This window comes from Glaciecola sp. SC05 (assembly GCF_041380235.1).
In the GTDB taxonomy this organism is placed as follows: domain Bacteria; phylum Pseudomonadota; class Gammaproteobacteria; order Enterobacterales; family Alteromonadaceae; genus Glaciecola.
The window spans coordinates 1-14,752 of record NZ_JBGIYY010000015.1 but is presented as its reverse complement, the minus strand read 5'-3'; the positions used below and the strand labels follow the sequence as shown (position 1 = coordinate 14,752).

Here is a 14,752-nt window from a genome sequence, read left to right as displayed (position 1 = left end):
CTATGTATATTTTATAGCGACTTTCATTAGCTCCAACTTGTAAGCTCAGTCTGCAATATGCTTGTAAACCAGGCCTTCCTTCATCACAAAGCTGACGTTTTGCAAAATGGTGATGTCGTCAAGTGGATTGCCCTTTACTGCAACGATGTCTCCCCATTTTCCCGCTTCTAGGCTGCCCAATTCATCGAGTTTGCCAATATTGTCAGCACCCTTGAGCGTCCCAGCAGTAATCGCTTCCATGGGGGTCATGCCACCGTACTTCACCAGTAATTCAAACTCTTTAGCATTGTCACCATGAGGACCCACGCCTGCATCAGTAGACAGTGCGATATTAACGCCTGCCTCATGGGCTCGTTTTACAAAGGTGTTGGCTGCGTTCATAGCTACTTCGGCCTTTTCGCGCTGATTGCCGGTTAAATAACTATTAGGATTGTTGAGTAACTGCCTGCCAGTCTCAAAGGCTGAAAGCGTAGGCGACAAATAAGCATTGTTTTCAATAAACAAACGAATGCTTTCGTCATCTAAAAAAGTGCCGTGCTCAATGGTGTTTGCGCCCGCTTTTAGTGCTGCATTTATGCCTTGGGCACCATGTGCATGAGCAGTTACCCTGCGTCCCATGAGTTTGGCGGTATCCATAATTGCACTTAATTCATCTTCAAAGAACTGTTGCTCCAAGCCTGCATTGCTATCAGACAACACGCCTGCTGTAGCAGTCAGTTTAATATGGTCGGCTTTGCGCCGAATTTGATCTCTTACCGCTTTGCGACATTCTGTCACACCATCGCACACGCCCGATGTGCGCAGTACATTGGCTACAGACTCTTTAAAGCTATGGGTAAAATCGCCATGACCGCCGTTTATTGCAATAGGATTGCCGGCAACAAAGGTTCTGGGGCCAACTACATAACCTGCATTGATGCCGTCTCTTAAAGCAAAGATGGCATCATCGGTCCAAGCGCCCACATCTCTAACGGTGGTAAAACCGGCCATTAGCGTGTCGCGAGCGTGTTTTGCCCCCAGCATGGCAGTGTCTGCATCCGACATCTGCACCATGCTCAGCATAGCAGTGGGTGAAAATGCAAAGGTTAAATGCACATGCCCATCAATAAAACCTGGCGTCACAAAGTGATTTTTTAAGTTGTGGATTTCAAGAGAATCGCTACTGTCCATGCTTAAGTCTGATGCATCAATGTAACCATTTTTTATGCCATAGACTTTGCCATCTTTTAATATAACGCTTTGCTGTGCAGTCACTGACTCACCCGGCACGGCGAGCAGAGTACCCGCATGGATAATGTCCCATTCTGCAGCATGAACTTGAGTGAAGCCTGCAAACAGGCATAAGAGAGTGGTGATTTTGAAAGATTTCATTGGGAATATTCTCGAATTTTGGTTTATCAAAACCAAAGCTGGTGCAACCCGTCAGCCCCCTGCCAACAGCCAAAGCACTCTGCATAAACTAAAAGGTATGAAAAAGTTAGCTCAAGCACAATATTGCTAGCGTCAAAGTAGCGTCATTTTTACTCTCACGCTATTGTAGTCCCGCTAACTCTCCCATATCTTTTTCTGACGACAAATGCTGACACAATATAAAAAGAAGATTCAATAATGACACCTCACAAAAAAACATATCGAAATGGCCCCTTCAAAGATTACATAGCACAAGGTACTCAAGTAGGAAATGTGCTTTATATGGCTGGACAAGTAGGTATAGACGACAACGGAATAGTGCCAGCTAGCATTGCTGAACAAACCGCTATTGCTTACGCAAACATGAAACATGTGCTATCGCAATTTGGTGCAACTATGGAAAATATTGTTGATGAAACCTTTTTTGTCACAGACATGAATGCGTTGATGGATAACCTTGAAGCCGTATATGGGATAAGAGAATCTGCCTATGGTGGTAAACCCGAAGTAAGTCAAACTGTTGTACAGGTAGTTGCACTTGTTCAAGGCGAATTACAAATTGAAATAAAATGCATTGCTCATCTGTAGCACTAGACTTAACAAGGTTACAGATAGCTTTGCTCTATCCCGCACTCTAAATTTCAATTATAGTCAGCATTTGCAAGGTATTAGCAGCTAAGGGGTCGCACATCATGACAAATAAACGCACGGTACCTAAATCAAGCCTTTCTCGTCGCAATTTCCTCATCAAAACGGCCACGGGTGGAGCTGCATTAGCGGCAACTTCAGTTTCAAGTGGATTGGAAAGTAGTCCAGCACATTCATCATTCGAGGGCAAGTTTGAGCCTGGTAAACCTTTCATTTTAACAACATGGGACTTTGGACCTGACGCTAACGAAGTTGGCTTTCCACTCCTAGCAAGCGGCGGGTCGGCCTTGGATGCGGTTGAAGCCGCAATCAATTATGTCGAATTGCTACCCGATGAATATTGGGTTGGTTACGGTGGAGTGCCCAATGAAATTGGCGAAACGACACTGGATGCCATGATTTTATGGGGGCCGACTCATGATGTGGGCGCGGTTGGCTGTTTAAAGCGGGTAAAAAAAGCGATTTCAGTTGCACGTCAAGTAATGGAGAAAACTCAGCATTCATTAATAGTTGGAGATGATGCTACTCGATTTGCTGTGCGCATGGGCTTTAAAGAGACATCTCTTACCAATGCGGTGTCGCAAGCGCGATGGGAAGAGTGGGCTGCAAAAGGCGAACAAAGTGATGCTTTCGCCCCAGAGCCATTCAAAGAAGATACCTTAGTTGGTCACGACACCGTGGGTTCTATCGCTTTAGATGCGGCAGGTAATTTATGTGTCGGTTGTTCCACCAATGGGCGGGAGTTTAAGATACCTGGCCGCGTAGGCGATTCACCTATCGCCGGTGCAGGCGCTTATGGAGACCAGGATGTTGGCGGTGCAGTTGCAACGGGTAATGGGGATGTCATGATGCGCTTTATGCCGACGTATCACGTTGTTGAATTAATGCGCCAAGGGATGCACCCGAGGGATGCAGCGCAAGCCGCTATAAAACGCATTACCGATAAAGGCTATAAGTTCGGCGGTGCTATAGCTGCAGTTCGTGTAGACGGCGTGCACGGCGGCGCTCAAGCCGGATGGATTGATGAGGGCTTTAGCTATTCAGTGCAAACCGCCCAAGGAAAGCTAAAAGTGCCGCTTCCAAAGATCTAGCATGAGTTTGCTCGCTAAACTTTCTTTGGTAGCGGTTTATCTACACTGAGGGCAGTAAGTCTGGCCAACCATACCGGTCCCAAGCTGCCACCAGCCCGATACGCTTGGCAAAGGATAGAAAATCCGGATGTAAACGAGTCTGTCTAATTGGCTCGATATCAGCCCATAAGGACATCATACAAGGCATGTTTGCCGGCGTAATCTGCTTGCCTAGTGTCTTGAATACCATGTCTGAGTATCCCATCCAGATTGCCGGTTGCACAATACTGATATCGTATGGGTCGTGAAGTGTTTTGTGAAGATGATCCAGCAAAGCGCAATATAGCTTTCTGGGGATAATCTTGCCACTGCAAACTCCTCGCGCAGCAGTTTCCCAAAACGCGATGAGGGCTGCCCCGCTAAGGGGTTTGGAGCCCGCCGGCGGGAACATCGTTTTATTCATCAGCTTCATGGTCTGACGATACTGATCCACTGCGAGTTTGCGGTCACCTGATGCTGCAGTGGCAACACCGAGCCACATTGACGGTAAGCCTAAATCGACCATACTTTTCCCGGCTTCTATAGCTGAGTCAATATTGCCTAAATTGAGCTGTGCCACAGATAGCATCGCGTAGTTGCGACCGTTAACTGGATCTTGATCGACCGCGGCTTGAATATAGGGCAAGGCCTCGCGGGTACGACCGATATAAAGCAAGAAAGAACCTAGGCGTAGCAAAACATCTGGATTATTTGGTTCTAAGCTATAGGCCTCAAAGGCTAAGTCTAGCGCGCCAAGTGGATCATTCTCGGTCCAGCGCTGAATGCCTAACATAGACCTTGCGTGGCCTTGTTTTGGGTCTAATTCAATTGCTCGTTTAGCACAATAGGCCATCTTCTGTGATTGCCCGAGTCTATCCAAGCAGGGCGTAAAAACCGCCGTGTAAACATGTGCTTCGGCCAATGCAGTCCAACAAGCGGCAAAGTCGGGATCAATCTCCAAAGCAGCCTCAAGAAGCTCAATGGCCTTAGCCAGTACACCGTCACCAATCGCTCGAACGGTTAAGGCTCTGCCCTGAAGGTACAAGGAGTAAGCATCTTTGTTAACGGTACTGCGCTGGCGCACTGGAGGTGGCTTTATTTGGCGCTTAAGTACAAGACCCAACTCTTCGGTGAGGGTTGCCGCCAGTGTTTGCTGGAGGGAAAATAGATCGTCGGCCTGACCATCAAAACGACCAGACCAGCTTTGGCATCCGTCGGCACCGTCGAGCAGAGCAGCGTGAACGATAATGGTGCTGTCTTGCTGGCGAATCGCACCCTCGACTAGATTGGTGACTTTGAGTTTAAAGGCTGTATCGATAGCTGATGTATAAGAGGCAAACTGACGCGCTGAACCACGACCGGCCACCCGCAGTTGGGGGATCTGAGCCAGCGTGGTGATTAACTCTTCAAACAAGCCATTAGCAAACAGTTGCAATGATTCATCTGCTTCTTGCAATGCAAAAGGCAACACTGCAATTCGAATCAAGCCTTCTTGAGTCGTGCTATCTTGCCCCCGCTGCTGCAAGGTATCACGTAGGCAACTGCGAATATAATCTAGTTTACGCACGCTTGTATCGTTGAGTATTTGGTCTACCGCTTGGACTAGCTGGGCATCAATTTGAGAGCGTTTTGTATCAAGATACTCAGCAAATGCCAGACCTAGGTCCTGACCGTTATCCAGCCCCTCAAGAAGTGCTTGTGTACCTATAGTTTGCAGTTGTGAATGAGCTGACTCGTACTGACATTTAGAAAGCGCTTGGAACAAATCTATCAAATCAGAACCCACTAGATCAGCTCTTATCGCGAGCTGCTCGCGACCGCCTAAAAACGGGTCGTCGCAAACCTCACTTAGTTGTTGCTTTAATTCCAGCAATGTCTGACGCAGGCTAGCGCGAGCTTGTGCTCTGAACTTGCCCTGCCACAATAACTGACTAATTTCCTCTCGCTCGATAGCCTCACCCGGATGTAAACACAACATTGCCAGCAGTGCCCGAACTCGTTTACCACTTATATCGACCTCACTGCCGTTGGCTGCTCTCACACGGAAACGACCGAATAGTTGTACTTTGATTGGTTTCCATGGTTTCACAGGTAAATTAGCAACAGAGCTCATCGTATCGACGTCCAGATATAAAAAATAAAGACAGGCACATAAATTTATACCCGACTTAATAAAAAAGTAAAACTAGGCCAGCGCTATGCTTAAAGCGTGGTAAAGCGAAACACTAAATGTATTCTATGCTTGAAGCGAATTCAATTCCCATGCGACCTGATCAGCATTTCTTATCGAAAACCTTGTAAAGACTGCGCTATAAAACTTGTGGGCTATTACTGTAATCGGCTTTTGCAAAGGCTAGTGGGTTGCTCTACCTATTCCTTGGCTTACTCCATTAATCAATGCTGCTTTTAGCACTATTGAGCTGCTTGTTTTTTAAAAGTTACGAAGATTAAAGCTATAAAACCTAAGGGTGCCAATTTAGCAAGGTAGTTAAACCGTCAGAAAAACATGTGCCTGACATGATGAAATGCGGTCTTCAATTTATAGCGCCCAATCTGGATAATCACCCATATTTGGCGGTGTATGTTGCCAGGGTTGTGATTCATTTGCCGCCGCAACGCCGGCATCAAAAGCGGCTTTCATTTCAACTTTGTCAAAGGCCAGTGGATTTTTGCCAACCGGCACGTCATCAGGAATATCTACCATATTAAATTGATAGCCGTGCGCCTTTGCACTGTAATAGGATCGTAATAAAACAGATTCTACTGATGCACTCATCATTTGGGCAAATACAGTACTGGCAATACCCTGAAGATTCGGCTGCAAAGGAGCAGGCGCGCTAGTGCGAGGCTCATTGTGGATCACAAATACATTACCACCTTCATAAAGCGGCGCTTTGGGGGCTTTGTTCTCAACTAAACCGTGCACCAGTATGTTGGCACGAATACCGCCATCTGCAAACAAATGCCCGTCTATTTCAACCGGTGGGAAAGCCACCGGCATAGAGGCTGACGCAAGCAAAACCTTGCGATAAAGATCCAAAGCCCCAGGCTTATTTTCTTGTGCAATTAGGGTCATGTTCCACGCCCAAGTTTGATTGTAGTCTAAGTTTGTTGTGCCAACCCATAGCTGCCTGTTGTCATCAGCCGCCGCCGCTACGCGCATAAGAACTTCAGGAGTTATTACGCTTTTTAGCAACTCTTCAAGAGGAGTTGTATCGAATAGCGAATCGCTACCCATTAAGACTCTCAGTAGAGTTCGACGTTTATATATATTTTTTTTGTCTATGCTGGTGAAAATGTCTGATATTACTTTATCGTCTTCAGGACTGCCTAAAAAAGCGTGAGTCGCGGTTAAAGCTCCAGCACTTACACCGGTTACAATATCAAACTCGGGCCGCATGCCTGTTGCTTGCCAAGCATTTAAAAAGCCTGCACCAAACGCACCATATTGACCACCGCCAGATATTTGCAAAATGTTTAGGGCGTGGCCTCGCTTCTGCTCGTGATAAGCAAATATACCCACATTTTCACTGCTTGGACCTAAAGTGCTCAAATTAAGCGATTTAGAAGGATCAAGGGGATCTTGTCCGTTAGGAAGCGACACATAGGGAATAGATACGGTAGACAGTTCACGGGTAGGCATGTTCGAACATCCTGTAGCGAATAACAAAGCGGCAATCCATATAATAATGCTCGTTTGAGAGAGTAAACGGTTTGAGTGAAGGCGCATGCGACAAACATTAAGTACAGAGGCAAATAGTGATATTTTCAAAATTACAATAACCTGACATGAGTGCTTAGAGCATGTTTGAATATAAACACCCAAGAATTATTTTACAAGACTGCAAAGCGGTTGTCGTTTCAACGGCAAAGAGAAATTTTATACGTTTGACCGTGGTTGTATAACTTAAAAGTAATGCTTGATGCTGCTAGTTAAGTGACGCTTAGTGTTATTAAGGCTTGAGATAGATAAGACTTAATTTACACTGGCCCTATTACTTTTTTTAAATTAGCTGCGATATATTGCGATGGCACAAACCACTTTATTAATTAATACCTTAAAAAAAACCTTGAAGCTGCATGGTAAAACCTATGCAGATGTGGCTGTAGGCCTCGGATTATCTGAGGCAAGTGTTAAGCGCCTATTCGCGGATGAGAGCTTTTCTTTGCAAAGGCTCGACCAAGTTTGCCAGCTACTAGGCTTGGAGATTTCTGATTTAACTGCACTAATGCAGGCACAAAGCGCTCAGCTTCATCAGTTAAGCGCCGAACAGGAAGCTGAATTAACCACGGATCTCACGCTGCTGCTGATTACGGTTTGCGTGCTTAATAAGTGGAGCATGGCACAAATTGTTGAATATTATGAAATAACAGATGCTGAGTGTATACAAAAACTCGCCCAGCTTGACCGCCTAAAAATCATTGAGTTACTGCCGGCGAATCGCATCAAATTGCTGGTGGCGCCAAACTTCGGCTGGTTAGATAACGGGCCGATCCAGCAGTTCTTTCAGCAAAAAATTGGTCAAGAATTTTTTCAAAAGCGCTTTAATTTTGATGATGAAAGCCTGCTCGTATTAAACGGGATGTTAAGCTCGCAAAGCAATGGTGAATTTCAGCGAAAGTTAAAACGTATAGCTAGAGAGTTCGAAGCAATGAACACTGAAGATGCATCTTTGCCTTTGGAGCACCGCAAGGGCTTCACGTTGGTGTTAGCGATGCGAAATTGGCGATATGGCTTGTTTAAACCACTGCTAAAACCCAATAAGTAGTTAAGTTTTATGCTCACTAGCAATCAACATATTCAACAGGTATAAATCATCCTTACTCAAAACTTTACGCACTGAATATAAGCCCTATTGTTAGTAAAAGCACAAAACGGTTTAACTAAAAGCAATCAATTACTAATTAGCAGTGCCTTTTTCAACCAAGTAGTTTTTGAGTGTCGCCAATAGGGTGTTTCGTCGAATAGGCTTAGTGAGATATTCATTCATTCCGCTTTGCTTAGCCTGCATGTAATCTTCTTTCATCGCATTAGCAGACAAACCAATGATGGGCACATCATGATGCCCCGCCTCGCGGATTTTTCGAGTCGCATTCATGCCATCTAACAATGGCATTTGAATATCCATCAATATCAAATCGTAATGAGGGGAGTTTTTAACTTTGGTGACTGCTTGGAGGCCATCCTCGGCAATATCGTAAGTCAAACCAAAGGAATGCAACATTTCTCCTGCAACGATTTGATTGATACCGTTATCTTCGACAAGCAGTACGTGACCCTCAATCTCAATGTCCTCATGGCATTCGTTCGCTTCGCTTTCGGTGGTTGCTGGTAAAGCAAACATACTGTTATGCTCATAAAGCTCACTAGCAAACTGATAAAATTGAGTTGGTGTGAAGGGGTGCGCTATTATCGGGCAATGCCACTGCTGGGTGAGGATCGACTGCAGTTGGCCTGGCATTGTGGGTAAAACACAGCCAAAACGAACCCCTTGAAGCTTTAAGTCGTCAACAATGTTTTGTAATCCTCGAGCATAGCGTCCCTCACTAATATCAAATAATACGATGTGTTCTGCGCCTATTTTCGTCTGCCATTGTGACCATTGAATTAGGTCGATATAAATAACTGTTTTTGCGATTCGGCTAGCGTGATCATCGTATAGCAGAGCATTGCTTCGATTTGGCTCGGTAATATATAAAATACTGTGCTGGAACCCATTGTCTTTATTCAATAATACGTGCGCTGAAGGCTCATGTTGCATTTTAAACCTTGCAATAAATGTGCTGCCTTTACCAAGCTCTGACTGCGCTGTGACATCACCACCCATTAAGGCGGTGAGTTGCTTAACGATAGAAAGGCCAAGCCCAGTACCGCCAAATTCTCTGCTGGTGGAATCATCGGCTTGTGCAAAGGGCTCGAAGATGTTTTCTAACTGAGCTTTATGCATACCAATGCCGGTGTCTTTAACCGTTACCACTAGTAAAAATGAGTGTGGCTCATTAAGCGCCTCATAATCAATTCGTATTTCAATGCTTCCTTTGCGAGTAAATTTAGTCGCATTATTACTTAAGTTAAAAATTACTTGCGACAATCTGAGTGGGTCGCCAATAGCGTTAACAGGCAGATCTGGACTGACATATAAATAGATGTTTAAGTTTTTTTCAGCTCCACGCATCGACACGACGGCGAGTAAACTATCAAATAGCGAACTAAACGAAAACAGGCTTTGTTCTATTTCTAGCTTGCCGGCTTCAATTTTTGAAAAGTCCAAAATATCATTAATGACATTCATCAGTATCTGGCTGGAGTACGAAATTTTTTCTAAGTTTGCCTTGATATTTTCACTGGGATGTTGACGCAAAGATAGATCAACCATCCCAATAATACCGTTCATGGGCGTTCTTATTTCGTGGCTCATATTTGCTAAGAAAATACTTTTTGACTTATTGGCTTGTTCCGCCACCAGCTTTGATTCCGCAAGTCGTGTATTAAGCAAATTTTGACGCTCATTGAGCTGTTGATACTCACTCAATAATTTCTCGGTTTCTTTGTTTTTTTGGCTAAACACCGTTGCCGCAATCGCTAACTTTCCTATTTCGTCATGCCGGTTAGAAAATGGCACATTCAGTTCGGTATTGCCCTTCACTAGGCGTTCAAATACCCGCGTAATGGAATTAATAGGATGCAATATCCGACTGGCTGCAAATCCAGCAAGCACTAACGCTAAGCCGATACCAATGAAAGATGACATATTCATTTGAAGCTTTGCGTCGTCAATATTTTGTTTGATTTGTAAGTCGTTTTGTTCAGCATATATGGCTGCTTGCTCAGATAGCTCACTCGACAAATAAAGAAACTCATTCGCCGAGCCGGCCATCACAACGCTGACCAAAAAACTATAGCCTTGAGTGACATGAGTAAGGCGATTGAACTCTTTGCTTAAGGCCGATAAATGCAGCTCAAAACGTTCTTTTTCTGCTGAAGAAATAGCGGCAGTATTAATTATGTTTTGTGCGGTCAGCAATTCTTCGTTAAATGATTGGGTTAGCGCATAGTTGGGCGTAATTAAGTACTGAAAGACTAAGTTTTTGGCAGCATACAGATGCAGCTTTAAGCGTTGCTGCTCTTGCGGTAAATCGACTACAGGATTCTCCCTCAACAGTGCTTCTATGGCATCCAGCAGACCCTCATTAAAGTGCAAGTCACGTTGCTGACGGCCAAGGACTACACTTGCAAAGTTTTCTTGATAATCCTCTATGTGCTGTTCCATTGCCCGGATCGTCGCTTTAGTATTGTCATCGGTATGAGTAATGGGTATGTAAATTTTAATTTGATCAAGTTTGCTTTTAGCGCTAACAATGAGTGACTCAAATTGGTTTACGGCAGATAAGCTTCCAGTATCTTTGAATATGAGCACCTGGCGCTGTAAATCAAGCACGTCCCGTTCGAGTTCTTTTACTAAGGTTTCTTCAGTCAGAGCAATTTGATAATCCTCAAACGTTTGCACCAGCCCTGATTGATTAGACTGCGCAAAAAATAGCTGGCCCAATAAAATGGCAATGAATACCGCAAGGAACACGATAATTTGAGCCTTCAGGCTGAGCTTGATCATGCCCGGATGAGTCCTTTTATAGAAAGCTTAAGCACTTAAAAACTCATACCATTTTTGTACACTGTATTCATAGGTAGGCATCACGGTGTTCCACACCGCAACATTTTCAAAGCGTTTTTCATAGTTTCCGCCGGTGCGAATATCACCCTGTTTTACTGATATATTTCCGTCGGTACCTTTTAAATCTGTGGTCGCGGCTTTACCTGCATACCAATAATCATATTCGCCCTGAGACAAAAACTGTTTGGAGCGTTGGGGGTTAGAAATATAGTATCCTTGGCGGGCAATGAATGCTCCGGGCCAGCCCGACAGCCACCAATTCATATATTCGTATGCAACGTCTTTTAGTCGGCCGCTAGTGGCGGCAGACAAACACATTACACCATGCCATCCACGATAACCTTCTTTGGGCGCAGCGAATGTGACCGGCACGTTTTGTCCATTCAGACTAGATACTGCCGGTGAAAACATACTTTCAATCACGACTCGCTTAGATTGCATAAAGCGAACAGATTCTGGCACCGATGTCCAAAAACCACTGAAATGGCCACTTTGCTTTAGCCTAATTAATAGATCAAATAATTTGTCTAGCTCGGTAATGGTCATTGCGCCTATATCGGCAAATGTGACATAGCCTGCGGCTTGCGCGGCTAAAGCTAAATCAAACAAGCCAATGGTAGGTGCATTTACTACCGCAACCCTACCGGCATACTGCTTGTCTAATAACCACGCCCAACTTTCTGTTTCGTATGGAATACCTTTTTCAATGACAGAGGTGTTGTAGCCAAATGAATCGACATTGTGCACATAGGGTAAAAAGCTTATTTGTTCGCTATGTTGCTCACCGAGAGTGCCATCCTTTTGAACATTGAGCAGCTTATAAGGCGCATCTCCTGCACCAAGTTTTGCTTCAGGCGTAATGCGCCCTATTTTGGTTAAGCTATTTATTTCATCCCAATGGGTGATGCGCTGTTTTTCGATGGGCTGAATTGAGCCCGAGCGCCACAGTACGTTTATGCTGTTAGACCACTGTTCATACAAGTCAAAGCTTTGAGGCGCCATTGAAGCTTTTTGCAACACCGCGGCACTGCCTTTTGGTTCAAACACTAAATTGATGCCTAAGTCGTCCATAGCTTTTTTGCGCAGTTCGTCTTGCAAGGTTACGTGGGTGCCCAAAACTCTTAAGCTTGGCTTGGCCTTGCCAATAGCGAATGTCGTCAACGGTAAAGTAGCGGCTACTGCGCTTAGCTTGGCGGCACTTTTCAAAAGCTTGCGCCGCGACATCTTAGCACTTGATAGTGTATCTATAGAGGTTTGATGGTTGGTCACTTTGTTGGTCATGTTGTGCGATGCGTCATGCATTTGTCTCAATTTAAGTATAGCTAAGAAGCATGCAATATGCGGGCCTACATGAATAAGGGTTTGCGTTCTCCATTTACTGAAATTGCGAGCATGAAACTTATCTATCCACACTGTGGCAATTTGTCGCCTGATGCAAAGATGGACTTTGGCTCGTTTGCTATCTTCCCACGAAGCTTCTAGGCCATCAGAGCCATCCGATTTTAAACATACCGTTATACTGTTAGCCATTGCTAATAGGCACTTTGAAGAAGATTGAAGCGCTTAAAGTGACTGCAATGCCTATGGTCGGGATTAAAAAGTAATACTAGTTTGGTAACCTCATAAACATTGACAGTAGCTTAACGATAAATTATAAATGCGGCCGACGTTCGGTCAACTTTTCAATGCTGATATCGCACACTTCTTTAAGAAATTAGTACCGCAGCACCAATATTGGAAGTTATTAATATTAAAGGAATAAAAATGTTAAAAAAAATATTCGTATTATCGTTTGTCACTCTATTTTTGTTTGCCTGTACCTCTGGTGTAAAAAGACAAAAACAAGATTTACAATCGAATGAACCATCGTTTAAAACTGAAAAAATATCGGACATTTCTATTAGTCTCACTAAAGAAGCCAAAGAGAAACTTGCTGATAACCTAAAATTCAACCAAGAAGAATTACTTGACCATGTTCGCCGCGCGCTTGATGCTCGCGATATTATAGACACGACAGAAGGTGCCGTGCATCCTTCCATTGAAATTGTTGTGTCAGATATTCGCGTTCGTTCTAATTTCTCTGCTGTAATGTGGGGATTCATGGCAGGTAACGACTCGATTACGGGCGATATTGTTATAAAAGACCCTAATGGCGAGGTATTGGATAGCTTTGAAGTATCAGTTGCATATGCTTTAGGCGGCTTAGCTGGCGGTCAAGATGACGCAAGAATGGGCTGGTTGTATGAAAGCTTTGCTGAAGAAACCCTAAAAGAGCTACATAAGCATAAGTCAAACTAGCTTATCGAAGCCTCGCTTAGAAATGTGCCCGTTGATGTTTACAGGTGCATATCTAAAAGTGACGTATGTCATTTGATGATTATGGATTCGAATTTTTGTATGCAGCAACACGATTGCTCGCCGAATATTTGGATGCAATCTCGTTAGCAAGTGGTTATTGTCGTTTATCAACACAAGCATAGTCTTGGAAGTCAATGATGAGATTGGGTTTGACGTCTACAATGGCGACCTATTTCTAGCAATGCTTTGTTGCTAATGCAGTAAAGCCTTAGCCAAATAGTCGCTTACACCTTTGTTTGCAACTGATAAGGAAGTCACCCAATGATCCTGCGCCGTTTAACTCAACATATCAAAGAGCAAAATTGGTTTGCAGTTTGTCTTGATTTTGTGATTGTCATCTTCGGCATTCTTATCGCGTTTCAGATCACCAATTGGAGCGCTGCGCGCCAAGATAACTTAATTTATGAACAAGCCCGTACCCGCGTTATCGAAGAGGCCAGAGCCAATTTGCTTAACTCGCAAAGTTTTTTAAAGCGCGCAAGCGACTATCAACAGGCAGCCATTGAGGTGATACGAGATTTTGAAGCGTGCAATGAAGAAAACGGCGCGCAAGCACGCTTGATTCGTAACATACAACCTCTGCGGTTTATTTTAGGGATTGATGTACGCGATGATGCGATTGACCTCATGCTTACATCAGATGCGTTTTTAGACAATATATCTCCAGAAGATCGCAGCATCTTTTCGGTTTATGCCGAAAACATTAGCACCGTCGCCACAAATTCAAAGTTCGGTGAAAGCTTTTCGTTAACGCGGCCACAACTGCAAGATATCGATGTGTTCAGACGAATAATAGACGGTGATGGACTGAGCGGTTTGGCAGCTCTAAGCTTAAATGTGAGCTACGAGGAGGCTTGCAATAATAGTGCGCTTTCTAGTCTTATATTTGATCGTTTTGAGTTAAGCAACTATTTGTCAAAAAATGCAAAGGATCTTAGCCGGGCTTCGCGCGAACTTCTGATTAAATTAGGTGAAACCCCGCCTGAAGCTTCATTACTGGAGACGCAGCCATGATCCTGCGCCGAATTACCAAACACATTAAAGAATAAAGATGGGTAGCCCTTGTGCTCGATTCGTCATTGTGATGCTTTGAGTTGGTGTTGCCTTTGCGGCCCAGCAGGCTGTCAGGGTTCGTCAAGTAGTGGCTCAACGCCTGTGCATATCGAGTTTTTAAATGCGCAACGATTTGACACAGCTGAGACCTAGAAAACGACGAATACGGTTAATTCAGCTAGATCTATTGCACTAACAATGCAATCTCTGCATGGTAAACTTAAGGTATTCTGAACAATCTTAATGACAAAACCTTGAGAAAATAGACATATGGATACGCAAAATAGCAGCAACACAAATGAAAGCCATGTAAATGAAAGTTTTGTTACTGTTGCCACCCTTGAAGACCTTGGTAAGCTGGCTGATTACTCTTTTATCAATACCCTAAACTGCGATCCTGATGCTACCCAAAACGGCATTGATTACGCGCCAAGGCAAGTATTCTCTGGACATTATGTGCCCGTTAAACCAACCCCGATTGAAAATCCAGAATATGTTACT

10 protein-coding genes and 1 pseudogene are annotated in these 14,752 nt (G+C 44.2%); 6 read left to right on the top strand and 5 right to left on the bottom strand.

Translation table 11 applies throughout. The features are described 5' to 3' along the window. Window positions 1-45 precede the first annotated feature (45 nt). Window positions 46-1,371 carry an amidohydrolase family protein gene (locus tag AB9H30_RS13805; RefSeq protein WP_371195278.1) on the bottom strand — a complete coding sequence of 442 codons (1,326 nt, stop codon included), beginning with the start codon at window positions 1,369-1,371 and terminating at the stop codon, window positions 46-48. A gap of 237 nt (window positions 1,372-1,608) precedes the next feature. On the opposite strand from AB9H30_RS13805, the gene AB9H30_RS13800 reads away from it, so the two are divergent. Further along, window positions 1,609-1,998, top strand: a complete 390-nt coding sequence (locus AB9H30_RS13800) for a RidA family protein (RefSeq protein WP_371195277.1) — start codon at window positions 1,609-1,611, stop codon at window positions 1,996-1,998. Between the two features lie 104 nt (window positions 1,999-2,102). Beyond that, entirely contained in the window at window positions 2,103-3,149 is a 1,047-nt protein-coding gene (locus AB9H30_RS13795) for a N(4)-(beta-N-acetylglucosaminyl)-L-asparaginase (RefSeq protein WP_371195276.1), read from the top strand. A gap of 40 nt (window positions 3,150-3,189) precedes the next feature. On the opposite strand, the gene AB9H30_RS13790 is transcribed toward AB9H30_RS13795, so the two are convergent. Next, window positions 3,190-5,280: a hypothetical protein gene (locus tag AB9H30_RS13790; protein WP_371195275.1), complete on the bottom strand. Its 2,091-nt coding sequence runs from the start codon at window positions 5,278-5,280 to the stop codon at window positions 3,190-3,192. A gap of 426 nt (window positions 5,281-5,706) precedes the next feature. After that, window positions 5,707-6,810, bottom strand: coding sequence for a patatin-like phospholipase family protein (locus AB9H30_RS13785; protein WP_371195274.1), 1,104 nt, complete (start codon window positions 6,808-6,810; stop codon window positions 5,707-5,709). 385 nt (window positions 6,811-7,195) lie between these two features. Here AB9H30_RS13785 and AB9H30_RS13780 point away from each other — a divergent pair, with 385 nt between their 5' ends. Next, window positions 7,196-7,936 (top strand): helix-turn-helix domain-containing protein, encoded by a 741-nt coding sequence (locus AB9H30_RS13780; RefSeq protein WP_371195273.1) that lies wholly within the window; start codon window positions 7,196-7,198, stop codon window positions 7,934-7,936. Between the two features lie 132 nt (window positions 7,937-8,068). Here AB9H30_RS13780 and AB9H30_RS13775 read toward each other — a convergent pair whose 3' ends face one another. Together AB9H30_RS13775 and AB9H30_RS13770 are read right to left on the bottom strand one after the other, a co-directional pair. Further along, window positions 8,069-10,780, bottom strand: a complete 2,712-nt coding sequence (locus tag AB9H30_RS13775) for an ATP-binding protein (RefSeq protein WP_371195272.1) — start codon at window positions 10,778-10,780, stop codon at window positions 8,069-8,071. A gap of 27 nt (window positions 10,781-10,807) precedes the next feature. Beyond that, window positions 10,808-12,064 (bottom strand): PotD/PotF family extracellular solute-binding protein, encoded by a 1,257-nt coding sequence (locus tag AB9H30_RS13770; protein ID WP_371195368.1) that lies wholly within the window; start codon window positions 12,062-12,064, stop codon window positions 10,808-10,810. A 540-nt stretch (window positions 12,065-12,604) separates the two neighbouring features. Between AB9H30_RS13770 and AB9H30_RS13765 the strand changes: the two genes are divergently transcribed. The 3 genes and pseudogenes from AB9H30_RS13765 to AB9H30_RS13755 all read left to right on the top strand — a co-directional run. Beyond that, complete coding sequence (locus AB9H30_RS13765; RefSeq protein WP_371195271.1) at window positions 12,605-13,138, top strand: DUF4410 domain-containing protein; 534 nt, start codon at window positions 12,605-12,607, stop codon at window positions 13,136-13,138. Between the two features lie 321 nt (window positions 13,139-13,459). Beyond that, the gene (locus AB9H30_RS13760; RefSeq protein ID WP_371195270.1) at window positions 13,460-14,212 is read left to right on the top strand and encodes a hypothetical protein; all 753 of its coding nucleotides are present in this window, start codon (window positions 13,460-13,462) and stop codon (window positions 14,210-14,212) included. Between the two features lie 309 nt (window positions 14,213-14,521). Then, a pseudogene (locus AB9H30_RS13755) lies at window positions 14,522-14,752 on the top strand (hypothetical protein); the annotation flags it as partial.

What these genes read in the sequence shown, in the direction of transcription:
- AB9H30_RS13805 (WP_371195278.1), bottom strand. Translation starts at nt 1,371, where the DNA reads ATGAAATCTTTCAAAATCACCACTCTCTTATGCCTGTTTGCAGGCTTC.
- AB9H30_RS13800 (WP_371195277.1), top strand. Translation starts at nt 1,609, where the DNA reads ATGACACCTCACAAAAAAACATATCGAAATGGCCCCTTCAAAGATTAC.
- AB9H30_RS13795 (WP_371195276.1), top strand. Translation starts at nt 2,103, where the DNA reads ATGACAAATAAACGCACGGTACCTAAATCAAGCCTTTCTCGTCGCAAT.
- AB9H30_RS13790 (WP_371195275.1), bottom strand. Translation starts at nt 5,280, where the DNA reads ATGAGCTCTGTTGCTAATTTACCTGTGAAACCATGGAAACCAATCAAA.
- AB9H30_RS13785 (WP_371195274.1), bottom strand. Translation starts at nt 6,810, where the DNA reads ATGCCTACCCGTGAACTGTCTACCGTATCTATTCCCTATGTGTCGCTT.
- AB9H30_RS13780 (WP_371195273.1), top strand. Translation starts at nt 7,196, where the DNA reads ATGGCACAAACCACTTTATTAATTAATACCTTAAAAAAAACCTTGAAG.
- AB9H30_RS13775 (WP_371195272.1), bottom strand. Translation starts at nt 10,780, where the DNA reads ATGATCAAGCTCAGCCTGAAGGCTCAAATTATCGTGTTCCTTGCGGTA.
- AB9H30_RS13770 (WP_371195368.1), bottom strand. Translation starts at nt 12,064, where the DNA reads ATGTCGCGGCGCAAGCTTTTGAAAAGTGCCGCCAAGCTAAGCGCAGTA.
- AB9H30_RS13765 (WP_371195271.1), top strand. Translation starts at nt 12,605, where the DNA reads ATGTTAAAAAAAATATTCGTATTATCGTTTGTCACTCTATTTTTGTTT.
- AB9H30_RS13760 (WP_371195270.1), top strand. Translation starts at nt 13,460, where the DNA reads ATGATCCTGCGCCGTTTAACTCAACATATCAAAGAGCAAAATTGGTTT.